The organism is Streptomyces violascens, from assembly GCF_014649955.1.
GTDB lineage: Bacteria > Actinomycetota > Actinomycetes > Streptomycetales > Streptomycetaceae > Streptomyces > Streptomyces violascens.
This window is the reverse complement of sequence record NZ_BMUA01000016.1, coordinates 138,436-161,903: the sequence shown is the minus strand read 5'-3', so window position 1 is coordinate 161,903 and position 23,468 is coordinate 138,436. Positions and strand designations below refer to the sequence as shown.

General features: G+C 70.8%; 21 protein-coding genes and 2 tRNA genes. 11 read left to right on the top strand and 12 right to left on the bottom strand.

Annotated features, from left to right (window positions below; all coding sequences use genetic code 11):
* The first annotated feature begins 246 nt into the window (after positions 1–246).
* The 5 genes from IE206_RS27645 to IE206_RS27625 are packed head-to-tail and all read left to right on the top strand — an operon-like array spanning position 247 to position 4,142.
* A complete protein-coding gene (locus IE206_RS27645; protein ID WP_189966703.1) occupies positions 247–2,166 on the top strand; it encodes a sensor histidine kinase in 1,920 nt (639 codons plus the stop codon).
* 7 nt (positions 2,167–2,173) lie between these two features.
* Complete coding sequence (locus IE206_RS27640) at positions 2,174–2,608, top strand: roadblock/LC7 domain-containing protein (protein ID WP_189966702.1); 435 nt, start codon at positions 2,174–2,176, stop codon at positions 2,606–2,608.
* A gap of 2 nt (positions 2,609–2,610) precedes the next feature.
* Positions 2,611–2,982 carry a DUF742 domain-containing protein gene (locus tag IE206_RS27635; protein ID WP_189966701.1) on the top strand — a complete coding sequence of 124 codons (372 nt, stop codon included), beginning with the start codon at positions 2,611–2,613 and terminating at the stop codon, positions 2,980–2,982.
* A complete protein-coding gene (locus IE206_RS27630; RefSeq protein ID WP_226599575.1) occupies positions 2,960–3,577 on the top strand; it encodes a GTP-binding protein in 618 nt (205 codons plus the stop codon). Before IE206_RS27635 ends, IE206_RS27630 begins: the two co-directional genes overlap by 23 nt.
* 1 nt (position 3,578) lies before the next feature.
* On the top strand, positions 3,579–4,142 hold the full coding sequence (locus tag IE206_RS27625) for a GAF domain-containing protein (RefSeq protein WP_053730981.1): 564 nt from the start codon (positions 3,579–3,581) through the stop codon (positions 4,140–4,142).
* Between the two features lie 24 nt (positions 4,143–4,166).
* On the opposite strand, the gene IE206_RS27620 is transcribed toward IE206_RS27625, so the two are convergent.
* Complete coding sequence (locus IE206_RS27620; RefSeq protein ID WP_189966700.1) at positions 4,167–5,372, bottom strand: acyl-CoA dehydrogenase family protein; 1,206 nt, start codon at positions 5,370–5,372, stop codon at positions 4,167–4,169.
* Between the two features lie 1,246 nt (positions 5,373–6,618).
* On the opposite strand from IE206_RS27620, the gene IE206_RS27615 reads away from it, so the two are divergent.
* Positions 6,619–7,812, top strand: coding sequence for a Gfo/Idh/MocA family protein (locus tag IE206_RS27615; RefSeq protein ID WP_189966698.1), 1,194 nt, complete (start codon positions 6,619–6,621; stop codon positions 7,810–7,812).
* Positions 7,813–8,107: 295 nt separating this feature from the next.
* Positions 8,108–8,184, top strand: a tRNA-Pro gene (locus tag IE206_RS27610).
* 112 nt (positions 8,185–8,296) lie between these two features.
* Here IE206_RS27610 and IE206_RS27605 read toward each other — a convergent pair.
* The 3 genes from IE206_RS27605 to IE206_RS27595 form a co-directional block, all read right to left on the bottom strand.
* Positions 8,297–9,211: a diacylglycerol/lipid kinase family protein gene (locus IE206_RS27605; protein WP_226599573.1), complete on the bottom strand. Its 915-nt coding sequence runs from the start codon at positions 9,209–9,211 to the stop codon at positions 8,297–8,299.
* Positions 9,212–9,249: 38 nt separating this feature from the next.
* A tRNA-OTHER gene (locus IE206_RS27600) sits at positions 9,250–9,341 on the bottom strand.
* An 89-nt stretch (positions 9,342–9,430) separates the two neighbouring features.
* Positions 9,431–10,060 carry a TetR/AcrR family transcriptional regulator gene (locus IE206_RS27595; protein ID WP_189966696.1) on the bottom strand — a complete coding sequence of 210 codons (630 nt, stop codon included), beginning with the start codon at positions 10,058–10,060 and terminating at the stop codon, positions 9,431–9,433.
* A gap of 150 nt (positions 10,061–10,210) precedes the next feature.
* Between IE206_RS27595 and IE206_RS27590 the strand changes: the two genes are divergently transcribed.
* Genes IE206_RS27590 through IE206_RS27580 form a run of 3 tightly spaced genes read left to right on the top strand, consistent with a single transcriptional unit; the run spans position 10,211 to position 14,648 of the window.
* Entirely contained in the window at positions 10,211–11,803 is a 1,593-nt protein-coding gene (locus tag IE206_RS27590; protein ID WP_189966693.1) for an MFS transporter, read from the top strand.
* Entirely contained in the window at positions 11,800–13,872 is a 2,073-nt protein-coding gene (locus IE206_RS27585; protein ID WP_189966691.1) for an MmgE/PrpD family protein, read from the top strand. Before IE206_RS27590 ends, IE206_RS27585 begins: the two co-directional genes overlap by 4 nt.
* Complete coding sequence (locus IE206_RS27580; protein ID WP_189966689.1) at positions 13,869–14,648, top strand: SGNH/GDSL hydrolase family protein; 780 nt, start codon at positions 13,869–13,871, stop codon at positions 14,646–14,648. The genes IE206_RS27585 and IE206_RS27580 overlap by 4 nt, the downstream gene beginning before the upstream one ends.
* Positions 14,649–14,659: 11 nt before the next feature.
* Here the strand turns inward: IE206_RS27580 and IE206_RS27575 are convergent, their stop codons facing one another.
* From IE206_RS27575 to IE206_RS27540, 8 genes are read right to left on the bottom strand one after another with little or no spacing between them, the layout of a single operon-like run.
* Positions 14,660–15,709: a fatty acid desaturase family protein gene (locus tag IE206_RS27575; protein WP_226599572.1), complete on the bottom strand. Its 1,050-nt coding sequence runs from the start codon at positions 15,707–15,709 to the stop codon at positions 14,660–14,662.
* Positions 15,706–16,680, bottom strand: coding sequence for a VlmB-like protein (locus tag IE206_RS27570; RefSeq protein ID WP_189966688.1), 975 nt, complete (start codon positions 16,678–16,680; stop codon positions 15,706–15,708). Before IE206_RS27570 ends, IE206_RS27575 begins: the two co-directional genes overlap by 4 nt.
* Before the next feature lie 5 nt (positions 16,681–16,685).
* On the bottom strand, positions 16,686–17,150 hold the full coding sequence (locus tag IE206_RS27565) for a flavin reductase family protein (protein ID WP_189966686.1): 465 nt from the start codon (positions 17,148–17,150) through the stop codon (positions 16,686–16,688).
* A 14-nt stretch (positions 17,151–17,164) separates the two neighbouring features.
* Positions 17,165–17,656, bottom strand: coding sequence for a hypothetical protein (locus tag IE206_RS27560; RefSeq protein ID WP_189966684.1), 492 nt, complete (start codon positions 17,654–17,656; stop codon positions 17,165–17,167).
* The gene (locus IE206_RS27555; protein ID WP_189966682.1) at positions 17,656–18,174 is read right to left on the bottom strand and encodes a type II toxin-antitoxin system RatA family toxin; all 519 of its coding nucleotides are present in this window, start codon (positions 18,172–18,174) and stop codon (positions 17,656–17,658) included. Before IE206_RS27555 ends, IE206_RS27560 begins: the two co-directional genes overlap by 1 nt.
* Positions 18,175–18,181: 7 nt before the next feature.
* A complete protein-coding gene (locus IE206_RS27550; RefSeq protein WP_226599571.1) occupies positions 18,182–19,468 on the bottom strand; it encodes an aspartate aminotransferase family protein in 1,287 nt (428 codons plus the stop codon).
* Between the two features lie 14 nt (positions 19,469–19,482).
* A complete protein-coding gene (locus IE206_RS27545) occupies positions 19,483–20,616 on the bottom strand; it encodes an acyl-CoA dehydrogenase family protein (protein WP_189966680.1) in 1,134 nt (377 codons plus the stop codon).
* A 10-nt stretch (positions 20,617–20,626) separates the two neighbouring features.
* Positions 20,627–22,249 carry an aldehyde dehydrogenase family protein gene (locus tag IE206_RS27540; RefSeq protein ID WP_226599570.1) on the bottom strand — a complete coding sequence of 541 codons (1,623 nt, stop codon included), beginning with the start codon at positions 22,247–22,249 and terminating at the stop codon, positions 20,627–20,629.
* Between the two features lie 224 nt (positions 22,250–22,473).
* Here IE206_RS27540 and IE206_RS27535 point away from each other — a divergent pair, with 224 nt between their 5' ends.
* Positions 22,474–23,466, top strand: a complete 993-nt coding sequence (locus IE206_RS27535; RefSeq protein WP_189966678.1) for a DUF2156 domain-containing protein — start codon at positions 22,474–22,476, stop codon at positions 23,464–23,466.
* The last annotated feature ends 2 nt before the right edge of the window (positions 23,467–23,468 follow it).

Below are 23,468 nucleotides of genomic sequence, written 5' to 3'. Positions count from 1 at the left end.
AACCCGGAGGAGCGGTAAATGACATCGGCCGTTCCGCGAAGGTGAGTTGAAGATCCCGCACGTTATCGGTCTGTCGTACGATGCGTCATACCAGAGCGGGACGACGTGCGTGGAACTTTGCCAACTGCGCACCGAGGGTGATGTATTGACGACTACGGTGAGTGGTCGACGATCAAAGTGGGCCTTACATCAGCCGAGTTGGGCCTGCCAGAATGATCCATGGGACCCCACGCACCGAGGACACCGATGTCTCATCTCCGCGCACCCGCCGCGCGGCCGGACCGCCGCGAGGGCGGGCGGCACGGCCGCAACGCCACCCGGCCGCAGCAGCCCACCGCCGACGCCGGGCATCCGGCCCCGGCGGGCCGGGCGCCGATGCCCCCCGGGCCGCGCCCGTCACCCGAGTCCCGCATACGCCCGCAGCTGCTGCGTGCCGCCGTGCTGCCCGCCACCGTGGCAGTGCTGTGCGGCGCGGCCGCCGTCGCCTTCACCCTGCACTCCACCGGCCGGCACCCGACCGTGGGGCTCTGGGCCGTGCTCGCGGGCCTCGCCGTGCTCGCGATCGCCGCGCTGATCGCGGCCGGGATCGGCGCCGACCGGGCGGCCAAGACCGTGCTCGGCCGAGCCAACGCACTGCGCCGGAGCAGCGCCCGCTCGGCCGCCGACCTCCGTACGGTCGTCGAGGCGCTGCGCCGCGGCGAAGGGCCGCCGGCGCATCACGCACCAGCCCAACTGCCTGCGGGTGCAGATGAGTTCGAGCTGCTCGCACACGAGCTGACCCGCTCGCACGACGCGGCCGTGGTTGCCGTCGTGCAGGCCTCCCAGCTCTCCAGCAGCGTCGGCAACGAACAGAAGGTCGAGGTCTTCGTCAACCTCGCCCGCAGGCTCCAGTCCCTCGTGCACCGCGAGATCCAGCTCCTGGACGAGCTGGAGAACGAGGTCGAGGACCCTGAGCTGCTGAAGGGCCTCTTCCACGTCGACCACCTGGCCACCCGCATCCGCCGCCACGCCGAGAACCTCGCCGTGCTCGGCGGTGCCATCTCGCGGCGCCAGTGGTCCCACCCCGTCACCATGACCGAGGTCCTGCGTTCCTCGATCGCCGAGGTCGAGCAGTACCCCCGGGTCAAGCTGGTGCCGCCGATCGACGGGACACTGCGCGGTCACGCCGTCGCCGACGTCATCCACCTCCTCGCCGAACTCGTCGAGAACGCCACGGTGTTCTCGGCCCCGCACACCCAAGTCCTGCTGCGGGCCCAGTTCGTGACGGCCGGTCTGGCCGTCGAGGTCGAGGACCGGGGTCTGGGCATGCCGGTCACCGAGCAGAACAAGATGAACGCGCTGCTCTCCGACCCCGACCAGGTCAACGTCGCCCACCTCCTCCAGGACGGCCGCATCGGTCTGTTCGTGGTCTCCGCGCTGGCCCGCAGGCACGGCATCGCCGTCCGCCTCCAGACCAACATCTACGGCGGAGTCCAGGCCGTACTGGTGCTGCCGCAGGGCCTGCTGGGTGCCGAGCCCGAGGGCCTCAACCAGCAGGGGCGCCCTCAGCCGCAGGCGGCGCAGAACCCGGAGCGGGACGGCACCGGCCAGATCCCCGTCGTGCCGTCGCCCCCTCAGATGGCCAAGCCCGCCGAGGTGAGCCCGCCTCTCCCGCCCGCTGTTCCCGCGCCCGCCATCGCCCCCGTACAGCCGGAACCCGCACATCAGGCCCGGCCCGCCATCGACCTGCTGCCCCCGCCCCGCCAGCATCTGTCGGAGCCCACCACGGCCGGCCAGGGCAGCGGCCCGCTGCCCGTTCGCGGGGCGTACGACGACCGGCCCAACCCGGCCGCCGCACCCCCCGGCATCCACCACGGCGCGGCCCCCGAGCCCGTCGAAACCCGGGTGCCCGTCACCCCGAGAGCCCAGAACGGAGCCGTACGCGGCACCATGGGCCGCCCCGATCTGCCCCGGCGCCGCAGCCAGGAACACCTCGTACCCCAGCTGCGGGACGCACCCGCACCCCGCAAGGACGACGAACACGCCCTGCACGACCCGGGCTTGATGGCCGCCTTCCAGCGCGGCATCGGCCTCGCAGAGGCACAGCAGAACCACCCCGCACAGCCGACCCACCAGTCCCCCCAGGCGCTCCAGTCGGAAACTGACGCCGAACACTCCAAGGAGTAGATGCACCATGGCGAGCGATGCGCCGACCGGACACGTCTCGGACCTCGACTGGCTGCTGAGCGGACTGGTCCAGCGGGTGCCCTACACCCGCAATGCGGTTCTGCTCTCCTCGGACGGCCTGGTGAAATCCGTTCACGGCCTGGACACCGACAGCGCCGACCACATGGCGGCCCTCGCCTCCGGCCTCTACTCGCTCGGCCGGAGCGCGGGGGCCCGCTTCGGCGACGGAGGCGAGGTCAGGCAGGTCGTGGTGGAGCTCGACTCCACCCTGCTGTTCGTGTCCACGGCCGGATCGGGCACCTGTCTCGCCGTGCTCGCCGGCCGGGAGGCGGACGCCGCGGTCCTCGGCTACGAGATGGCCATGCTCGTCAAGAGCGTACGGCCCTATCTCGTGACGCCGGCCAGGCAAGGAGCCGGGACACCGAGCGGCCTGAGGAATTGACCGTGGCGGCCCCTCAGGACGGGCCGTGGCTCGACGACGCGGCCGGGCGGCTGATCCGCCCCTACACGGTGAGCAACGGCCGCACCCGGCCGACCGCGACCCTGGACCTGCTCTCGCAGGTGATGGCCACCGGCACGATCCCCCAGACGCTCCTGGGCCCCGAGCACTCGCAGGCCCTCGGCCTGTGCAAGGGGCCCACCTCGGTGGCGGAGATCTCGGCGCACTTACGGCTGCCGGCCGTCGTCACCAAGGTGCTCCTTTCCGACCTGGTGGACTGCGGGGCGGTGACCGCGCGAGCCCCCCGCTTCCACCACACACCCACCGACCGATCTCTGCTGGAGGCAGTGCTCGATGGCCTACGACGACGGCTTTGACGCCCTGTCCGACGGGGACGCCGTCGACCAGTTCCCGACCGCGCTGAAGATCCTCGTCGCGGGCGGGTTCGGGGTCGGCAAGACGACCTTCGTCGGCGCGGTCAGCGAGATCGAACCGCTCTCCACGGAAGAGCTCCTCACCACGGTCAGCGTGGCTCACGACAGCCTCGAAGGGGTCGAGACCAAGACCACCACCACGGTCGCCATGGACTTCGGGCGCATCACCCTGGACGACCACCACGTGCTGTACCTGTTCGGCACACCGGGGCAGGAGCGCTTCTGGTTCATGTGGGACGAGCTGTCCGAAGGGGCCCTGGGGGCGGTGATCATCGCCGACACCCGGCGGCTCGACGAATGCTTCTCCGCCGTCGACTTCTTCGAGCGGCGGGGCATCGGATTCCTCGTCGCCGTCAACGAGTTCGACGGTTCGTACCGCTACGAGCCGGAGGAGGTGCGGGCAGCCATAGACCTCAAGCCCGAGGTCCCCGTCGTCCTGTGCGACGCCCGCATCGGCAGCTCCGGCATCCGGACGCTGGTCACCCTGGTCCAGCATCTGCTCGCCACCATCCCGGCAGCCACCAGCCATGGAGCTTGACATGACGTACGACCCGACCGGACACCTCCTGCTCACTCCCGTCGACCGGGAGGCGCCGGTCCGCGTCCAGCGGCTGCGGCAGCTGGGCATGGGGGAGTGGCCCGACCCGGCCTTCGACGAATTCGCGCGCAAGCTCGCCGAGGTGACCGAAGCGCCCTTCTCGATGGTCAACTTCATCGACGAGAACCAGCAGTTCTTCGCCGGTCTGCACACCCCGAACGGCGCGCACACCGGCTCGGACCTGGCGGCCGCCTCCGGCGGGGTGAGCCGGATCATGGCCCGCGACCACGGGTACTGCCCGCACGTCGTCGTCCGGCGCAAGGCGCTGGTCCTGGAGGACGTGTGCGACTACCCGCGCTTCGCGGGCAACCCCGTCGTGGACGAGATCGGCATCCGCTCCTACCTCGGGGCGCCGCTCATCGACCGTACGGGCATCGCGCTCGGCACGATCTGCGTGGTGGACACCGAGCCGAGGCCCTGGGGCCGGGCCGGTCTGGAGACCATCAAGTCCATGGCGGCGGAGCTCGTCGAGCAGATCCACCGGCGCGAGGACGGCCGTATCTGAGCCGCCCTCGCGGCGCACGTACGGTCAGTGGGCCGCCGCCAGTTCCTCCATGCGCACCAGCTCGGAGAGCCGCTGTGACCACTGGCCCTTCGCCGTGCCGAGCGCCACCTCGGCCAGCCTCAGCAGCTGGACGTCCGAGGTGCCGGCCGGGGCGAAGATGTGGTGGGCGTCGCGCAGATAGCGCTCGATGGGGCGGTCGGTGAACAGGCCGGCCGCCGCGTGGATCTCCATGGCGTTGCGCGCGGAGTCCAGTGTCGACTCGACGTTGACGACCTTCGCGTTCATGAGCTCCGCGTCGCAGGGCAGCCCCTGGTCGAGCAGATGGACCGCGTGGTAGGCGACGAGCCGGGCCGTCATCAGGCGGGACTTCAACTGCCCCAACTTGATTTTGATGTTGGGGAGTTCATGCAGCGGCTTGCCGTAGCGGATCCGCTCCGTGCAGAACCGGGTGGTCTCCTCCAGGATCGCCTGATGGATGCCGAGCGACACGGCGGTGAGGTTGGCCCGCCCGTAGAGCACGCTGGAGGAGTACGCGACGGCGAGCCCGTCGCCCTCCTCGCCGAGCCGGTTGGCCACGGGGACACGGCAGTTGTGGAAGTGGACCTCGCCGAAGCTGAAACCGTGCAGGCCCATCGCCTCGCGGTGCTCGCCCAGGGAGAAGCCCGGCCGGTCCGACTCCACGAGGAAGGCCGATAACCCCTTCGAACCGGGTCCGGTACGCAGGATCACCCCGTGAAGATCGCCGACGTGACTGTTGCCGACGTACACTTTTCGGCCATTGAGTACATAGTCGTCGCCGTCGCGGACCGCGCTCGCCGCCATTCCCAGGACATGACCGCCCGACTCCGGCTCGGTGACCGCGATCGTCGGCAGACACTCACCCGCCGAAACGGCCGGGAGCCAGCACTTCTTCTGCTCCTCGCTGCCGAAATGCACGATCTTGGCGACACCGAGCTGGGAGGCCTGCACCATGGCGCCCATCGCGCCGCTCACCCGTGACAGCTCCTCGATGATGATGGTCTTGCCGAGGTGCCCCACCCCCATACCGCCGTATGCGGGGCTCACGGTGGCTCCGATCCAGCCCTGCCGGGCGATGAGCCGCGACAGCTCGTGCTGGACGGTGCGGGCCGTCTCCATCTCGGCGATCCGCGGCCGGACCTCGCGTTCCGCGAAGTGCCGTACGTCTTCCCTGAGTTGTTGGTGCAGTCGGCTGTTGAAGTATCCGTCCATCCGCGAGCCCTCCTCCGCGAAACGCCTGCCGGGCAAGGCCCCGGCAGGTGGTGCATCGGCAGTGGTCCCGTCCCGAAGAGGCCGACCTCCTCAATGCTGTGGATCACCTTCGGTTCGTACAACATTCGCCGTCAACTTTGGCCAGAATCAGGTGTGTTGACGTTTGAATGGCGATGTGTTGTGTGCGGGCCGGCCTGTTCGGTCCCAGTCGATTGCATCCCCTTCACACAAGTTTCTGCCACATGCCAACGGCAAAGGTTTCGTGGGCATGTGGCACTGAGGGTCAGGAAGCGGAATCAGATGGGCACGGTCGTGACATCCGAGGACAAGTGCAGAACCGATTCGGCTTCGACATCGACGAAATCGACCTTCCCTTGATGCATGTGGGTGAACGGGGGAGACCCGCAGTGCCGCACCGGCCTGCTCCGTCGCTTTGCTGGGGTGGCGTCGGGTGGCGAACCACTGGGTGATGTACGGGAGTTGCTCCCGGCAGAGCCGGGTCGGGCGGCCTGTCGAGAAGGCTGCGCGATTCGCCCAGCGGCAGCGCTGACCTGGTTGTCTGCCGTGCGACGTACGGCATGGCGGATCTCCGGCCGGTGGCAGCGAAAAGGGGTGGGGATCTCGCTCTGCCACGCGGCGCGTCACGCCGACCGCCCGGCACGAATCCGCGAGGGAGTCTCCGGGCGACTCACTTGATCCGTAACCCCCCTTCCTTGAACGCGAGTTGATCGGTTGTGAAAGAGGCACCGATACCTCTCCGTCACCCTCACGGTTGCGCTCGGGGGTGGCGCGTTGGGGTGCGGTCCGGCGCGCACAGTGCGCGGAAGTGGTCCGGGGTGCGTGTCGGAGCGTCCGATGCGGAATCGGGGGCCGCGCTGGTCGGCGTCGTGCGGCACCGGCACGGTCCGGCCAGTGAGTGCCCTCATCCGGACACCGGACGCCGACGCGAAACGGTGGGTGACCGAGCGGCCCCCGCTGCCGCATGGGCGCTCGCGGTCCCTGAGGTGTGGGGAAGTGGTGAGGATTCCGGCCACTCCATGGGCCGGGCGGGCCCCGTCCGGCCGACGCCTGCGGCCCGCTGCCGCGATGTACCTGCCGTGGGCACCGACATCGAGAACAATGCGCAGCATGCCCCTGGACGATGGTGCCCGCCGGTCGGTACGTCCCGCGCACCGGCGCGGCCCGGCCGCCCCGCGGCGCCCCCGCCCGTCCCACCGCAACACCGCCCGACGTGAAGGAAGTTGACATGACCGACCTCCGTATCGGCGTCATTGGATACGGCATGCGCGGCACCATCGCGCGCACCGCACACCGGCCCGGTCGCGGCGCCGTGGTCGCCGCCGTCGCGGACCCCGACCCCCGGGCCCGCGAGGCGGCCGCCGCGGCCTTCCCCGGCGCGCTCGTCTCGGCCGACCACCGCAAGGTGATCGAGGCCCCCGACCTCGACGCCGTGCTCGTCCTCACCCCCGACCACACGCACGCCGACCTCGCCTGCGCCGCTCTGCTCGCCGGGAAGCCGGCCTTCGTCGAGAAGCCCCTGGACATCACGGTCGAGCGCTGCGACGAGATCCTGCAGACCGCGCGCGAGACCGGCACCCGGCTGTACGTGGGCCACAACATGCGCCACATGCCCGTCGTCCGGATGATGCGCGACCTCATCGGCCGGGGCGCCATCGGCACCGTCAAGACGGTGTGGGTGCGCCACTTCGTGGGCTACGGCGGCGACTGGTACTTCAAGGACTGGCACGCCGAGCGCCAGTACACCACCGGCCTGCTCCTGCAGAAGGCCGCGCATGACATCGACGTACTGCACTGGCTGTCCGGCGGCTACACGCGCGACGTCCAGGCCATGGGCGATCTGATGGTGTACGGCGACAACCCGCACCGCCGAGCTCCCGGCGAGCCCAAGACCGAGGACTGGTACACCGAGGACGGCCACTGGCCGCCGCACACCCAGCGCGCGCTCAACCCGGTCATCGACATCGAGGACGTCTCGCTGCTCAACATGCGCCTCGACAACGGTGTCCTCGCCTCCTACCAGCAGTGTCATTTCACGCCCGACTACTGGCGCAACTACACGGTCATCGGCGACGCGGGCCGCCTGGAGAACTTCGGCGACGGCCCCGGCGGCCAGGTGAAGGTCTGGAACTCCCGGCGCTCCGAGTACCGCGCCGAGCCCGACGAGACGTACGACATCCCCAAGCCCGAGGACGACCAGGGCCACGCCGGCGCGGACCCGTTGATCATCGACGAGTTCCTGCGCTTCGTGCGCGACGGGGGCGTCACCGACACCTCGCCGGTCGCGGCGCGGATGGCGGTCGCGGCGGGCTACCAGGCCACGGCCTCGCTGCGGGCCGGCGGCACCCCGCGCGAGGTGCCGCGGCTCGACCCCGACCTCGTGGCGTACTTCGAGCGGGGGCAGAGGCACGTGGCCGACTGAGCCGGACGGCCGAGCCGGAGCGCCGAGCGGCCGTGCAGGGCCGCTGTCAGCGGTGCGGCGTATGTCGTCCCATGGCCACCGCCGACGACGTACGCCGCATCGCGCTCCTGGCCGACTCCTGGCGCCAGGTCGCCCCGCGCGAGATCCAGGAGGCGCGTCCGGCGCCGGGCGGCTGACGGGCGTCGCTCAGGGCCGCCGTGCGGCATCCCGGGAAAGGGGTTCGTGACCACCCGGGGAAGTGCGGTATTGTTCTCATGCACGAACGGCCGGGGGAAACCCCAGGTCAGACGGGCATCGGGACGTGGCGCAGCTTGGTAGCGCACTTGACTGGGGGTCAAGGGGTCGCAGGTTCAAATCCTGTCGTCCCGACCAGCGTTTTCGCAGGTCGGAAGCCGTTTTCGCAGCAATGCGGAGGCGGCTTTCCGTGTTTTTTGGGCCGGAGAAGCCGAGAGTCGGCCGGCACGGCCCAGCGCGGTCGGAACCGTTACGGGGCGAGCACGGGGAGTGCGTGTGGGTCCACGTCCAGGGTGTAGCGGGCGGCAGCGCCCGGGAGCAGATCGCCGTCGTACTCGAAGACGAGCGGCTCCCCGTCGGTGCGCTCCACCACCACGCGGCGGCCCCGCGCGTACACGACTCCGGGGCCGCCCACATGGCTGCCGTCGCGGCACAGCCGCAGGAGCTCGGGGAGAGGCAGGGCCGTGCCCGCGACGCAGACGTCGAGCAGTCCGTCGTCCATGACGGACCGCGGAAGCAGCATGAACCGGCCGCCGCGATGGCGGCCGCCTCCCACGCCGACCGAGACCGTCGGGCCCGCGTGGACGACTTCGCCGTCGACGGTGACCCGGCCCGGGTACGGGCGGAACGCCTCGACGGTGCGGGCCAGGGCCTCCTCGTAGCGAGCCCGGCCCGTGTCGGCGACGGAGCGCGCGGTGACCAGGGTCTGGGCGGCGAGGCCGGACGAGGCGCCGAGCAGCGCCAGGCCGTCCGTCTCGGCGACGTGGGCCAGGTCGACCCGGCGCACACGCGGTCGCGAGAGCGCGCATACCAGGGCCTCGTGCCAGGGGCGGTCGGACCAGATCTCGCGGTAGAAGGAATTGCCCGTGCCGAAGGGGAGCACGAGGAGCGGGACGCGCCGCTCCGCCGGTGCTCCCTCGTACAGGCCGGTCATGACGTCATGGGCGGTGCCGTCGCCGCCGACGGACACCACGAGGGCCGGGCCGCCCCGCTCGCCCACCGCAGAGGCGAGCTTGTGGGCATGGCCCGGCCGCTCGGTCACAGCCAGCTCGACTGCCGCGCCGACCCCCGCGATCCGCCGGACGACTGCCTCCGACATCTCCGGTGTGTACGTTCCCGCGGCCGGATTGGCCACTACCAGAACGGACGTGAGAGATGGAGTCATCGGCGGGCACCTCGTCGCGACAGGCGGCTCTTCGGCTGTGGCGGAGAGGGCAGGATTCGAACCTGCGAGGGCTTTCACACCCGGACCGGAAAGCACCGGAACCCCGTTGGGCCGCTTCGGGTACCTCTCCCCGTACGCCTCGTTCCGCGTACGTTCCGATCCTGCGGGGGTGGGCTGAGATTTCGCTGAGACGGCACTGAGACCGTGGGCGGGGTGGTCTCAGGCGGTCGGCTCCGGCGCCCCCAGGCCGCGGTGGGCCAGTTCGAGGACGGCGGCCGCAACCGCCTCGACGTCGATGGGCTCCGCGCTGCTGATCAGGTCGTCGAGCAGGCCGTGCGCGCCGTGGAACAGCATGCGGCAGGCGAGCTTGACGTCCCCGGCCCGGAAGGCGCCCGCCAGCGCCCCGCGGCCGATGAACTCCGCCATCAGGTCGATGACCCGCTGGTTCGAACTCCGGCACAGATCAAGGGCCTTGGCGTTCGCCGAGCGGTAGACGATGCGGTGCAGCTCGGCGTTCTCCACGGCGTGCGCCACCAGGGCGCGCACCAGCCGGTCGAGCGTCGGCCACCAGGCCCCGCCCTCGTCGAGGAGCGCCCGGGTGGTCACCAGGAACCGGTCGACGTACTCCTCCCACATCGCGCCGAGCAGATGGTCCTTGGAGTCGAAGTACAGGTAGAACGTGCCCTTCGCGACCTCGCCCGCCTCGGCGAGCTCGGCGACGGTGGAGTCCGCGAAGCCCTTCTCGCGGAACACCTCGGCGGCGCCGCTCAGCAGCGCGGCGCGGCGGTCCTCGGGGCTCCTGGTGACCCGCTTGCGGCGCGGACGGCTCGGGGGACTGGTGGTGGCCATGAACTCGCCTCCGGTTGCGGGGAGTTGGTCATGGCCCAATCTACCCTCCTGGTGACTGACCGCCAGTCATTGCGCATTGACTGACTGACCGCCGGTCATTATGTTGCGAGAGCCAGACCGTCCCCGGACCCCCTCACGTGAGGATCCGCAATGAGCGAGACCATCGGCGCCGGCTCAGCACCTGCCCCCAGGAAGGGGCTGCTGCTGGCCTTCCTCTGCTTCGGCGTGTTCATGGTGTACCTCGACGCCACGATCGTGAACGTGGCGCTGCCGAACATCCAGCACGAACTCACCGCCGGAATAACCCAGTTGCAGTGGATCGTGGACGCCTACGCGCTCGCGTTCGCCTGCCTGCTGCTCACCTCGGGCACCCTCGGGGACATCCTCGGCCGCAAGAAGCTCTTCCTCGGCGGTCTCATCGGCTTCACCCTCAGCTCGGTGATGTGCGCGCTCGCCGGATCCATCGGCATGCTGCTGGTGGGCCGGGCCCTCCAGGGCATCTGCGGCTCCGTCATGATCCCGGTGTCGCTCGCCCTGGTCTCCGCCGCCTACACCGAACCGGCCGCCCGGGCCAAGGCCATCGGCATCTGGGCGGGCATCGGCGGGGTCGCGCTCTCCGCCGGCCCCGTGGCCGGCGGAGTGCTCGTCGACCACGTCGGCTGGCAGAGCATCTTCTGGATCAACGTGCCCATCGGCGTGCTCGCCGCGCTCGTCCTCGCCCGGCTGCTCACCGAGAACCGCTCCCCGCGCGCCCGCCGACTCGACCTTGCGGGACAGGCGTTGTTCATCGTCGCGATCGCCGCGCTCGCCTACGCGCTCATCGAGGGCAACAGCAGGGGCTGGGCCTCGGCGCTCATCGTCGGATCGTTCGCGCTCTCCGTGGTGACCCTCGTGCTGTTCGTGTTCTGGGAACTGCGCCAACCCGACCCGATGCTTCCGCTGAAGCTCTTCCGCAGCCCGGTCGTCGCGGTCGCCGGAGCCGTCAACTTCCTCAGCCTCTTCGGCCTGTTCGCCGCGATCTTCCTGCTGACCCTCGTGCTGCAGAGCCTCCAGGGGCTGAGCAGTGTCGAGACCGGCGTCCGCTTCCTCGCGCTGACCGTACCCATCATGATCGCCTCGTTCGCGGCGAGCGTGGTAGCCGCGAAGGCGGGCTCACGCTGGCCCATCGTCGTCGGATCCGTCCTGTCCGCGGCCGGCCTCTACGGCCTGACCGCCCTTGACGTGAACACCGGCTTCGGCGGCTACTGGTGGGCCCTGGCGCTGCTCGGCGTCGGCGTCTCCTTCACCGGCGCCCCGGCCACGGTCGCCCTGCTCGGCTCGGTCCCGCCCGAGCAGGCGGGTACGGCCTCCGGCATCTCCAACACCTTCCGGCAGGTCGGCGCGGTGTTCGGGGTCGCACTCGCCGGCGCCCTGCTGCTCCGCCACCTGCGGGACGCGCTGCCGGGAGCGCTCTCGGCGGCCCCGCTCCCGCAGCAGGTCCGCGACCGCGCCTACGCCCAGCTCAGCGGCGGCGACCTGTCGCAGGCCGGGACGCTGCCGCCCGGCACGCGCAGCACCGTCATGGACGCGGTCGGCCCCGTCTTCATCGACGGCATGCACCTGGTGATGGAGGTCGCCGCCGCAGGCACCCTCGTGGGTGGCCTGTGCGCCCTGGTCTTCCTGCGCCGTCGAGGCGGCGACGCCGCACCGCAGCGGGCCGAGTCGGCGCAGCCCGAGGCCGCCATGGGCCGGAGGCGGGGATGAGCGAGCCTTCACTGCTGGACCAACTCGCTTCCTGGGCGAGTCGATTGGACGTCGAGGATGCCCCGGAACGCGTCCGCGCCCACCTCAGGAGCCAGCTGCTCAGCCAGCTCGCCGCCGCCCGCGCCGGATACGGCCACCCGCTGGGCGCCAAGATCAGCCAGGCCTACGGGAGCCCTCTCCAGGACGACCCCGAGCGCGGCGCGCACTCCCTGGCCATGGCCACCATCTGCCTGGACTTCGACGACACCGCGTACGCGGGCCACCTCTCCCACTCCTGCGTCAACGTCCCCCTGGTGTATGCCCGGCCGCTCGGCCTCGACGGGCGGCGGCTCGCCGCCGCGATCCTGGCGGCCAACGAATGCGCGGCCCGCATCACGGCCGCCGCCACGCTCGGCCCCTTCCGGGGCCAGACCGCCGGACACACCCACCTCGCCGGCGCGGTCGCGGGCAGGCTGCGCGCCGAGGGCGCTCTCACGGACACCTGGGTGAACGCCCTCGGCCTGGCCTTCACCACCCCCACCTGGACGCTCCCGCGCGGCTTCTTCACCACCGACGCCAAGCTGTACACGGCCGCCGTTCCGGTACGCATCGGGCTCGGCGCCTGCGACGGCGCCAAGGCGGGGCTCGGCGGGCCGGCCGACGTCCTCGAACACCCCCAGGGCTTCCTGTACCGGTTCGCCGCGCTGCCGCTCCCCGAGGAAGCCGTGGGCGGACTCGGCACGCTCTGGTACACCGAGACGCTCTCGTACAAGGTCCATCCCGGCAGCGCCTACCTCAGTGCGGCCATCGACTGCGCGGCTGAACTGCACGAAGAAATACGAGAGTTGGGAGCTGACGACATCGCCGAGATCGTGGTCGAGGGCTCGCTGTTCACCAGCGGCCTCGACCGCCTCACCCGTGCCGAGTCCGTCGGTCCCCACTCCAGCGTCGCCGCCCTGAACTTCTCCGTGCCCTACAACGTCGCGACCGCCCTGCTGACCGGGTCCCTGGAACCCGCCGACCTCGCGCCGCCCGACGTGGCCCGGCCAAAACGCTGGGCGCTCGCCGCGAAGGTACGGACCGTCCACGACCCGGCGCTGAGCCGGGCGGCGCTGCTTGCCACGGCCCCGCTGGGCCAGGCGCTGCGGCGCGCGGGGCAGCGGGCCGCGGGCTGGGCCGGGGCGGCCGGCCGGGAAGCCGTCGACGCACTGCCGCCGGACTGGCTGGCCCCGGCGGACGACTTCCGCTGGGCGACGAAGGATCTGGGTGCCCGGGTCACCGTAAGGCTGAACGACGGCCGCGAACTCCGGGCCGAGCGCCGCACCGCCCTGGGCGCGGCCGGCAGCACGGACGGGCCGGGCCACGAGGAACTGGCCCGCCGCAAGTTCCTGCGCTGCGGAGGCAAGCCGGAAGTGGTCGAACTGACGGGCAATCTGACGGAGTTGGATGCGTCGGGGGTTGTACGCCTCGTCGAGCTGGCGCTGGGTGATCTGGGGGAGGGGGCGACGAGCCGGCGGGTTCGGACCGCGCGGCCCGCGCCCGCGAGGTTCGATGCCGGGGCGGCGGACGCCCGGTCGACCCCGCTCCGCGAACCCGAGGTCATGTGGGACACGGCCGGCCTTGAGGCGGCGTACGACGGGCTTTTCCGTGCCGCGGCCTCCCGGGCCGGCCTCGGCTCCGAAGCGGGTGGCGGGGATGGGGGCGATGTCGACCGTACGCTCGCTCATCTCGCCCTCAGCGACCGTCTGTTGGCGGACATCGCGCGGCAGGTGCTCGCGGGGGCGGCAGCGCCGCTACTCGACAATTCCGCGGCCGCCGACCCCGCGGCGATCGATGCGCTCGTGGCGGCGGCGGACCGGGCCGTCCTGGTCGAGCTCGTCCGGCGGAACGCGGCCGAGCTGGTCGGGGTGCTCGCGCGCACCCCGGACCGATGCCGGGTCGCCGACGTGCGGGTGCGGCTCGTGAACGGGGCTGGAGAGGAGTTGTTCAGCGGATCCGTCCCGTGGGGAGAGATCGTTCGCATGCGGGCCGAGGAGCACCTTCCGGGGCACGCCGCCAGGATCAACTCCCTTGAGGAGAAGGCTGGTTGAGTGATGAGCGAGGCAACGCCATGGAGGATCACGATCCGGCGGGTCCCGATCCGTACAACCCCGGTCCGCACGGTCCCGATCCGTACGGACTCGATGCGCAGGGCCTCGATCCGTATGTCTTACGGCCGGGCGAGCCCGAGGAGCTGCTCGCGGGCCTGCCGTGGCGGCGGGCCGTGGTGTTCGGCGGCTGCGAGGCAGGCCCCGTGCCGGAGGCCGTGGTGCGCGGCCGGCCGGCGAAAGCCTGGCCCGAGCGGGTGGCCTGCCTGCTCAGGCAGGCCGGGCCGCCCGAGCTCGCCTGTCTGTCCCTGCGCGCCCGGCGCGACCTGGTCCTGTCCGAGGTGCGTTCCCGGCAGCTGGCGCAGGCGCTGGCCTTCGAGGCCGACCTGGCGGTGCTGGCCTGCGGCGGCCCCGATCTGCGGGCCCGTAGCTTCGACCCCGATGTCGTGGAGTCCGAACTCGGCCGGATTCTGACGTCGTTGAAGGGAGCGACCTGCCGGGGCGCCGCCGTGGTCAGCCCCTTCGACTGGTCAGGCTCCGGCCAGCTGGCCGGAGCCCAGCGCGATCGCATCCGTACCCGGCAGCGCCTTCTCGTCGAGCGCGTCACTGTGGTGACACTCCGTCATGGGGCGGTGCACATCGACCTGATGGCGTATGAGAAGGGCCTCGACTCGAAGCTGCTGTGGAGTTCGCAGCCCGGCCGGCTCAGCGGCCGAGGGCACGCCGTGGCCGCCGCGGCGGTCGTGCGCGCCCTGGCCGAACAGGCCCGAACTCGATGAAGTCCGGATGCCTACCGTGTGGCGGAGGTCGCCGTCCCCTCCAGCTCGGCGACCTCCGCGCTGATGCCGCCCAGGTATCCGGAGACCTCCCGGTACGACGCGATGAGGGACACCTCGGCGTACGGCAGGCCGCCGCGCTGACAGAACTCCTTCACCAGAGGCTGGGCGCGGCGCAGGCTCGTACGCGGCATCGACGGGAACAGATGGTGCTCGATCTGATAGTTCAGGCCGCCGTAGAAGAAGTCGGTGACCCGGCCCGGGCGCAGGTTCCGCGAGGTGATCACCTGGCGGGTGAGCCAGTCCAGCTCCTCGGTCTCGCCGTCGCGCACCGGCAGACCCTTGTGGTTCGGCGCGAAGAGCAGCCCCATGTAGAAGCCGAACAGGAGCTGGTGCACCAGGATGAACGCGACCGCCTTCGCGGGCGACAGGACGGAGAAGACGGCGGCGAAGTAGGCCGCCAAATGCAGGGTGAGCACGGTCAGTTCGGTCCTGCGGTACTTCTTGAGGGCGCCCCGCCGCGCGGCCACATAGCCGGACATGTGCAGCCGTACGCCCTCAAGTGTGATCAGGACGAAGAACATCCACGACTGGTGGCGGACGATGAAGCGGGCCGCCCGGCTCGTCCGCTGCTCGCGCTGGCCCGCGTCGAAGATGACCTGGCGGCGCAGGATGTCGGGATCCAGTTTCAGATGGTTCGGGTAGTTGTGGTGGGCGGTGTGGTGGCCCACCCACCAGCCGAAGCTGACCCCGGTCAGCAGGTTGCCGTGGAAGTGGCCGAGCAGATCGGTGCCGCGGCGGGTGCGTACGATCTGCCGGTGGCCCGCGTCGTGTCCGATCAGGCCCGTCTGCCCGAAGCAGAAGGCCAGATACGCGGCGACCGCGAGCTGCCACCAGGTGTCGCCCAGGACCGCGAAGGGCACCCAACCAGCCGACAGGAGAAGGAAGTTGAGCGGAATCTTCCATGCGTAGTAGCCGCGGCGGGTGTCCATCAGGCCGGCGTTGCGTACGATTCGGGTGACCTCGTCCAGCGTGCCGGACGGGGTGGGGGCGGTGGTCGTCACAGTGCCTCCTCCAGGCCCATGTACTCCAGGCGGCGGCGCTGCATGGCGTCCGCCCAGCCCAGTGCGGTCGTCATGCGCTCCTCGACATCGGTGTCCACCAGACGTCGGCCCGGCCAGATCTCGTAGTCACCGGCCAGCTCGGCGTGCTTGCGCAGCCCCTCCTGGAACAGGGACTCGCGGCGGAAAATCATGTCCGTGGCGGGCAGCGAACCCCACAACTCCCGTCCCCGAGCGATCAGTTCCAGGATGCGGGTCTTGTCCTCGGGGTGCGCGAGAAGGTGTTCGCGGGCGATCGAGCTGCCCACCGTGAGATGCCGGATCTCGTCGATGGCGGCGCCCCGCTCGATGTCGGCGGCCGCCGGGTCGAAGATCCGCCACTTGCGCTCGCTGAGCTCCGCCGCGGGCGCGAGCACCCCTTCGACCAGGATGGTCAGGACGACCACACCGCCGATGAAGTCGCCTTCGTCGCGCAGCACCCGAAGGCCGAGCTCCTCCAGCGGCACCAGAACGGCCTCGCGGTCCGCGCCGGCCAGTCGTTCCACCGTCGGCCACAGCTCGGGCTCGGTCACGCCGAGCGACGTCAGATGCGAGCGGAACACCATCGAATGCCGCGCCTCGTCGAGGAGTTGGGTGGCGTAGAACTCCATGCTGTCGATGTCGGGTGCGAGCGCAACGAGATACGAGATCGCCCGGGTCGCCTTCTCCTCCGCGATCGAGCGGAACGCCAGCTCCTGGGTGAGGGCGTCGTTCAGCGGGCCCGGCTCGCTGGTCACCGCCAGCGGACGGACGTCGTCGGCGTGGCCCAGTTCCTGGCCGCGCAGGGTGCCCTGCGGGACGGCCCGCAGCCAGTACCGCAGATCGCAGTCGGCGGCCGTCAGCTCCAGTCGCATCGCTCCGTCCACGAGGGACGGCGCCCGCTGCCAGTCGGCCTCGGCGGGAATCGCGCTGAGAGCGCTCTCGGTGTCGGTCATCGGATTCAGCTCCTGGTGTCGATGTTGAGCAGGGGAGTGCCGCTGCCGAGGTACGAGCCGAGCACGCGGGCGATGAGCAGTTCGTGGTCGCCGACGGGTACGGTCCGCTCGATCCGGCACTCCAGACGGCCGACCGTTCCGGCGAGCAGCGGCACCCCGTCGGCGGTGTACGGCTCCCACGCCGACTCGGCCTCGGGGCCGAACAGGGCCAGCCCGTCGCTGCGGTCCTTGCGCGCGAAGTACCGTGCCAGCGGGGCCTGTTGGACCGAGAGCCCGTTGACGACGAAGCGGCCGGCGGTGAGCAGGGCGCCGAGCCCCCGGCTGCCCCGGCGCAGCGCCACCGAGACCATCGGCGGGTGGACCGAGGCCACGGACAGGGTGCTGACCGTGACCCCGTGCGCCCGGTCCGCCGCCCCGCAGGTCAGCACGGACACCCCCGACGCGAACCGCCAGCCCGTACGGGTGGACACGCTTCCCGGCGCCGTCATGACGGCCTCGCGCCGAGGCGTACGATGTGGCGCTTTCGGTCCGTGGTTCCGGCCGCGTACTCGCCGCTGAAGCGCTGGTACGCGGGGTGCGCCACGGGTTCGAAGCTCACGCCGAACGGCTTCAGGAAGTTCCCGAAGACCGCCCGGTCGCCGAACAGGTGGATGGGCAGCGCGAGCAGCGCCCACTCGGCGCCGAAGAGCCAGATCCACGCGAGCGCCACCAGTGTCTGCGTGGCGAGGCTGTGCATCACGTTGTAGAGCACGTAATAGGCCTGCGGGACACGGCCGCCCGGGCTTTTGTGGTGGGCGATCGCCCCCGGGATGTAGCCGATCAGGTCGATGTACACGAAAAGCCCGGCCGCCACCCCCCACCGCACCTCGCCGAGGTGGGCGAGGAGCAGCCCGGCGGCCACCGCGAGCCCGACCGCGTACTCAAGGCGGACGAGGCGGTACGTCACCGGTGTCTCGAAGAGGTTCTTCGCGTCCATCAGGCGGCCGCTCCGGGGAGGTCCCGGTGCGGCGCGCCCGCGGCGGCCCGGGCGACCGAGCGTGCCACCGGGTCGTCGCCGACCACATGGGCCCGCTCGAAGAGGCTGGTGACGACCACGCCGATGGTCTCCTTCAGGACCCGCGCCGCGACCGGGTCGAGAATGCCCGCCAGGCTCGGAATGCCGAAGTCGAACTCGGCCGCGAAGTCCACCAGGCACCCCTCCCCGTCCGGCGTCACCGACCACGTGCCGGTGAACTCGGCGAAATCGCCTTCGAGTTGACGGAAGGCGATCCGCAGCTTCGCCTCGTCGAACCGGTCGGTCTCCGTCCAGCGCAGGATGCCGTTGCGGAAGTACACCTCCCAGTCGCTGCGCTCCTCTCCCTCACCCACCTCATGGACCGTCACAGACCGTACGACGGGGGCGAGTTCGGGGTAGCGCGCGTAGTCCTTGATGCGGTGGTAGGCCGTGCCGGGGCAGACGGCCTCGACACGGACGGTCAGTTGAGTGCTGCGCATGGTTGTCTCAGCCACTTTCACGGGTCGGGGTGTAGCGGGCGGCCTGGGCCCGGCAGGCCCGGTCCACCGCCTCGTACAGGAAGTCCAGATCGCCGCGGGTCAGGACCGCGGGCGGGGTGAGCCGCAGGACCAGATGGGAGTTGAGGGAGTGGTTGGCGATGACACCGTGCTGGATCAGCTCGATCAGCAGGTCGCCCGCCGGGCCGGGTTCGGCGAACTCGATGCCCAGCATCAGTCCGCGGCCGCGCACCTCGCGCACGACCGGCCCGTAGTGGCCGCGCACGATCCGGCCGACGACCCGCAGAATCTCCTCGCCGAGAACCCGAGCCCGCCCCACCAGGTTGTCCTCGCGCAGCGCCGCGATCGCGCCGCGCGCGGCGGCCATGGCAAGCGGCGCCCCGGAGAACGTCGAGGTGTGCAGATACGGGTCGCGGTCGAAGGCATCGAACACCTCCGGCGTCGCGAGCACCGCGGACACCGGGACCACGCCGCCGCTGAGTCCCTTGCCGACGAGCAGCAGATCGGGGCGCACCCCCTCGGGCCCGCAGCCCCACCAGGTGCCGAGCCGGCCGAGACCGGTCTGGATCTCGTCGACAGCGAGCAGCGCCCCGTACTCGCGGCACGCGTTCTCGACCGCGCCCAGATAGCCGGGCGGGGCAATGACGACCCCCGCCTCGCCCTGTACGGGTTCGACGAAGACGCAGCCCTCGCCCGGACAGGTTGCGAGCTCCTTGCGCAGGGCCTCCACCTCGCCGTACGGCACATGGGTGACCGAAGGAAGCAGCGGGCGGAAGGGGTCCTGGAAGACGTCCTTGCCGGTGAGGCTGAGGGCGCCCATCGTCTTGCCGTGGTAGCCGTCCGCCATCGCGATGAGCCGGGTCCTGCCGCGCGTGCGGGCCACCTTGATCGCGGCCTCGACCGCCTCGGCGCCCGAGCCCGCGAAGTGCACCCGCTCCAGGCCGGGCGGGGCGACGGACACCAGGGCGTCGGCGGCGAGGGCGATCTGCGGCTCCATGAAGAGTCGGGTCGCCACCGGGTGCCGCTCCAGCTGCTCCCGTACGTGACGCATCACCGTGGGATGCTTCGCGCCGGTGATGAAGACGCCGTAGCCCCCGCAGTTGAGGAACTTGCGCCCCTCGGCCGTGGTGACCCAGGCCCCCTCGGACTCCACTTCCACATGGCCGCCGAACATCTCGCCGAGCGTCGCCCGGCCCTTGCTGAGCCGGGCCCGGTACAGGCGGCCGAGGGCGTCCCGGTCGGGCAGTTCCCTGACCGGTGTTGTCGTGACCGTCACGGTGTCCACCCCCTTCAGGCCAGCCGCAGCGGGTGGCCGTCGACGTGGTCGAGGAAGGGCGCCGCGAAGCTCGCCCGTGAGGGCGGGTGGAAGGCGAGCCCGTGCGAGACAGCGGCGAGGTAGGCCACGTCGGACGAGCCGATGAACGCCATGCCGCCGAGCAGCTCCACGGCTCGCCGCACCGCCACGCCGAGCGCGTCCTGCGCCGCGTACCGGGCCACCAGTGTCTTGGCGAGCGCCTCGTTGCCGTGCTCGCCGTCCCCGAGCATCCGCGCCACGCCCTCCAGGAGCAGGCCCGCGCTCTCGTACGTCATGAACAGCTCGGCCCGGTCGGAGGCGCTGCCCCGGCCCGCGGCGTGCGCCCGCTCCACGAGCGCGCCGGCCATGCCCAGGTACGAGGCCGAGATCAGCAGCTCGAACCAGATGAAGCCGACCGTCTGGAGCTCGTCCAGCTCTCCGGCGCCCCCCAACTCCGGCCGCACGACGAGCTGTTCGTCCACGAAGGCGTCCGTGAGCCGCACCTCGTCGCTCTCCGCGCCGGCCAGCGCCCAGCTCTTCCAGAACGGGTGGACGGTGATGCCCGGGGTGCCGCGCGGCACCAGGAGCACCGCCATCTCGGAGCCGGAATCGGTGGGCAACGCCACGGACGCGGTGAGCAGATCCATGGAGCGCGCCAGGCTGCACGGCTTCTTCGAGCCGTTGACGAGATAGCCGCCCTCGGCCTTCGCCGCGGTCATGGTCGGCGACAGGATGCCCTGTCCGGGCCGCCCCTCGGCGAAGCCCGACGAGACCAGGAGGCCCTGTTCGGCGATGCCTTCGAGCAGCGCCCACTCCATGCCGCTGCTCTTGATGCTGTCGGCGAGCGTGAACAGGGTCGCCACCGAGAAGTGGTGCATGGCGGTGCCCACGGCCAGCGACGGCGAGGCCGCCGCGATCGCCCGCACAACGGCGAGCGCCTCCAGCGGCGTGGCGCCGCTGCCCTGGTAGGCCTCCGGGATCACCAGACCCGGGCCCTTGCACGCCTTGAAGTGGGCGAGGGCCGGGCTGCCCGGCGCCTCCAGTTCGCTCAGCGGGATGTCGGCGAGCTTGCCGAGCAGCCCGGGCAGGAAACGCTCGCAGACCTCCGCGGCCCGTTCCGTCGAACGCATCGGATCCTCCTCAGGCCGCACTGCTGCCGGTGCCGAACACGGCGTCGCGCGGGCGGATCCCGCCGGGTGCGACGCTCACGCCCTGCACATGGGTGGTGCGCAGCATCGGATAGTTGGCCTCGCCGAACACGCCGCCGGTCAGGCCGGTGCCGCCGTGCGAGGGCAGATACGGCAGGAACCCGATGTGCGAGTCGTTGACCTTGAGCAGCCCGCCCTCGGTGACCCGGGCCACGAACCGGTCGATGACCGCGCGGTCCTTCGCCCACAGCGAGTTGCGCAGGCCGTACCAGTTGGTGTTCACGAAGTCGATGAAGGACGCCAACAGCTCGTCGTCCTCGCCCTGTTCGGCCACGACGACCGGGAGCAGCGGGAAGAACGTCTCGTGCCGCACCGCCTGCACCCGCCGCGCCTGGGCGAGCCCGTTCACGCGCACCACGGTCGGCTCCAGGAAGATGCCGTTGGCGTCCCGCGTTCCGTCGAGCTGCGTGGCATGGCCGCCGCAGACCAGCTCGGCGCCGTGCGCCAGGGCGTCGTCGAGGCACTCGAAGAACTTCTCGTTGCGCAGCACCGGGGTGAGCAGCACCCCTTCGTCCCTCGCTCGGCCGGGCCTGATCCGCCGGGCCTGGCGGGCCAGTTCGGCCACCAGGCGGTCGGCGACGTCGGGGTGGGCCACCACCTGATTGGGAATCATGCAGAGCTGGCCGGAACCGTAGAAACCCTCGGTGAGCGCCTCGGCGGCGAGTTCGACATCGGCGTCCTTCCAGACGGTCACGATGTCATTGCCGGCGAGTTCGAGGATCGGCTTCTTCCCGGCGGCGATGCACCCCTCCTGGAACCGGATGCCGCTCTCGCTGCTGCCGAAATACATGATGTCGTCGACATGCTCACTGGTGAGCCAGGAGTTCAGCATCGGCCCCGGGTCCCCGCACACCACGCCGAGCGTGCCGGGCGGCGCGCCCACCTCGTCGAGTACGGGGGCGACCAGCTCCTGCAGGGCGTACATCACGCCGAGCGGGCCGCTGCGCGGTGCCCGCACCACCAGAGCGTTGCCCGCGAAGATCGAGTACACGCCGAGCAGGGCGCTGGCCATCGGCGCGTTCTGCGGCGGGTTGAGGCACACCACCCCGTCCGGCCTGCGCCGCACGGAGATCTCGCGCACCCCGTGCCGGAACTCCTGGATCATCTGCGAGTGGTAGAAGCCGATCGACTCCGGGCTCCAGCACTGCAGCATCCCGGACACCTCCCAGCGGGCGAGCGCCAGCGGGTGGCCCTCCTGGACGAGCACCTCGATGATCTCGTCGGTGCGCTCGGCGATGCGCTCGCGCAGCAGGGAGCAGACCTGGTCGAGGCGTACGTCCAAAGGCGTCGCACCCCATTCGGCGGCGGCGCCCGCGGCCGCTTCGAGGACCTCCCCGACCGTGCCGGCGGAGGCCTTGGCCACGCGGGCGACGATCGAGCCGGGCAGCGGCCCGATCGGCGTCCAGCCCTTCTCCAGCTTCCGTTTCAGCGTGAGACTCGCGAACGCGTCGTCGAGGAGAGCCGCCGAGTCGACGACGTACACCCACTCCTCACCCGGCACGCTCTTCCCCGCCACGTACGAGCCGTAGGAGCGCGCCCCCTGGGGGAGCAGCACGTCGTCGGGATGCAGTAGTGCACGCGATTTCGCTGATATTCCGGTCACGCAAGGCCCCCGTTTTACGTCCGCCCCGCGCTGCGCGGCGGAATTGCTTGAATGTTTCGCCGTAAATTTTTCAGCCCTGGCTGAGAAGCACCTGAGACGGCGCTGAGACGGCGGCTTCAGCGAATTCGACACGGCACGGTGGCACGATTCGCCGGACGACCAGCGGAGGAGCTTCGATGACCGGTCATGTCCTTGCCATTGACAGCGTTCTGCATCAACTACGGGACTACGCGGACAATCCCAGCGCGTTTCTGGCGATGAACACGGGAAACGAGTACTTCACCGTGCCCGGCAGTGCGGGTGTGATCGCCTGCAGGAGGGCGGGAAAGTATCTGATGCAGTTCGGCGGCGTGTTCGCGCCGGAGCATGCGCGGGAGGAACTCCTGCGCGGATTCCTCGATTTCGCGCGGGCGCGCCGGAGCACGGTGGCAGCCGTCCAGTTGCAGAGCGAGGACGTCGATCTCTACGTGCGCTGCGGATTCACCGTGAATCAGGTCGGTGCCTCCTACTCCCTGCACCTGCCCGAATTCGGGCTCAAGGGCTCGCGGTTCGTGAAACTGCGCAACAAGGTGTCGCGGGCACGCCGCAGCGGTCTCCAGGTGGCCGAAGTGCCGTACGAGAACATCGCCGGGGAGGTGCGGAGCATCGACCGGCAGTGGCTGCGCGGCAAGGGGCGCCACGTCAAGGAGATCGAGTTCCTCGTGGGCCAGCTCGGCGGCCCCGGGCAGGTGCACCGCCGGCTGTTCGCGGGCCGGATCGACGGCGAACTCGTGGCCTACATCTCGTACGCGCCGGCCTTCGGCAAGCGCGCCGGACTGCTGCACGACCTGAGCCGCCGGCTGCCGGGAACCGCGCCGGGCGTCCTGGAGGCGATCAACCTGACGGCCGTGGAGGCCTTCCGCGGGGAGGGCGCCGAGTGGCTGCACTTCGGCTTCACCCCGTTCACCGGACTCACGCCCGAGCGCGAGGCGCCCTCCGCCAGCCGGCCCACGGCCTGGTTCCTGCGGCAGCTCGCCGCGCACGGCGAGAAGGTGTACCCCGCCGCGAGCCAACTGGCGTACAAGGAGAAATGGGCGCCGCACCTGGTCCTGCCCGAGTACCTGGCCTTCCAGGGAAGGGCCAGGGCGGGCGCCGTCTGGCAGCTCCTTCGCGTCACCAACTCCCTCTGAAA

Bases quoted from the DNA above. Each gene is read 5' to 3' on its own strand.
- IE206_RS27585 (WP_189966691.1), top strand. From the start codon at position 11,800: ATGAGCGAGCCTTCACTGCTGGACCAACTCGCTTCCTGGGCGAGTCGA.
- IE206_RS27595 (WP_189966696.1), bottom strand. From the start codon at position 10,060: ATGGCCACCACCAGTCCCCCGAGCCGTCCGCGCCGCAAGCGGGTCACC.
- IE206_RS27570 (WP_189966688.1), bottom strand. From the start codon at position 16,680: ATGACCGACACCGAGAGCGCTCTCAGCGCGATTCCCGCCGAGGCCGAC.
- IE206_RS27545 (WP_189966680.1), bottom strand. From the start codon at position 20,616: ATGCGTTCGACGGAACGGGCCGCGGAGGTCTGCGAGCGTTTCCTGCCC.
- IE206_RS27615 (WP_189966698.1), top strand. From the start codon at position 6,619: ATGACCGACCTCCGTATCGGCGTCATTGGATACGGCATGCGCGGCACC.
- IE206_RS27590 (WP_189966693.1), top strand. From the start codon at position 10,211: ATGAGCGAGACCATCGGCGCCGGCTCAGCACCTGCCCCCAGGAAGGGG.
- IE206_RS27645 (WP_189966703.1), top strand. From the start codon at position 247: ATGTCTCATCTCCGCGCACCCGCCGCGCGGCCGGACCGCCGCGAGGGC.
- IE206_RS27620 (WP_189966700.1), bottom strand. From the start codon at position 5,372: ATGGACGGATACTTCAACAGCCGACTGCACCAACAACTCAGGGAAGAC.
- IE206_RS27640 (WP_189966702.1), top strand. From the start codon at position 2,174: ATGGCGAGCGATGCGCCGACCGGACACGTCTCGGACCTCGACTGGCTG.
- IE206_RS27625 (WP_053730981.1), top strand. From the start codon at position 3,579: ATGACGTACGACCCGACCGGACACCTCCTGCTCACTCCCGTCGACCGG.
- IE206_RS27605 (WP_226599573.1), bottom strand. From the start codon at position 9,211: ATGACTCCATCTCTCACGTCCGTTCTGGTAGTGGCCAATCCGGCCGCG.
- IE206_RS27535 (WP_189966678.1), top strand. From the start codon at position 22,474: ATGACCGGTCATGTCCTTGCCATTGACAGCGTTCTGCATCAACTACGG.
- IE206_RS27560 (WP_189966684.1), bottom strand. From the start codon at position 17,656: ATGGACGCGAAGAACCTCTTCGAGACACCGGTGACGTACCGCCTCGTC.
- IE206_RS27555 (WP_189966682.1), bottom strand. From the start codon at position 18,174: ATGCGCAGCACTCAACTGACCGTCCGTGTCGAGGCCGTCTGCCCCGGC.
- IE206_RS27630 (WP_226599575.1), top strand. From the start codon at position 2,960: ATGGCCTACGACGACGGCTTTGACGCCCTGTCCGACGGGGACGCCGTC.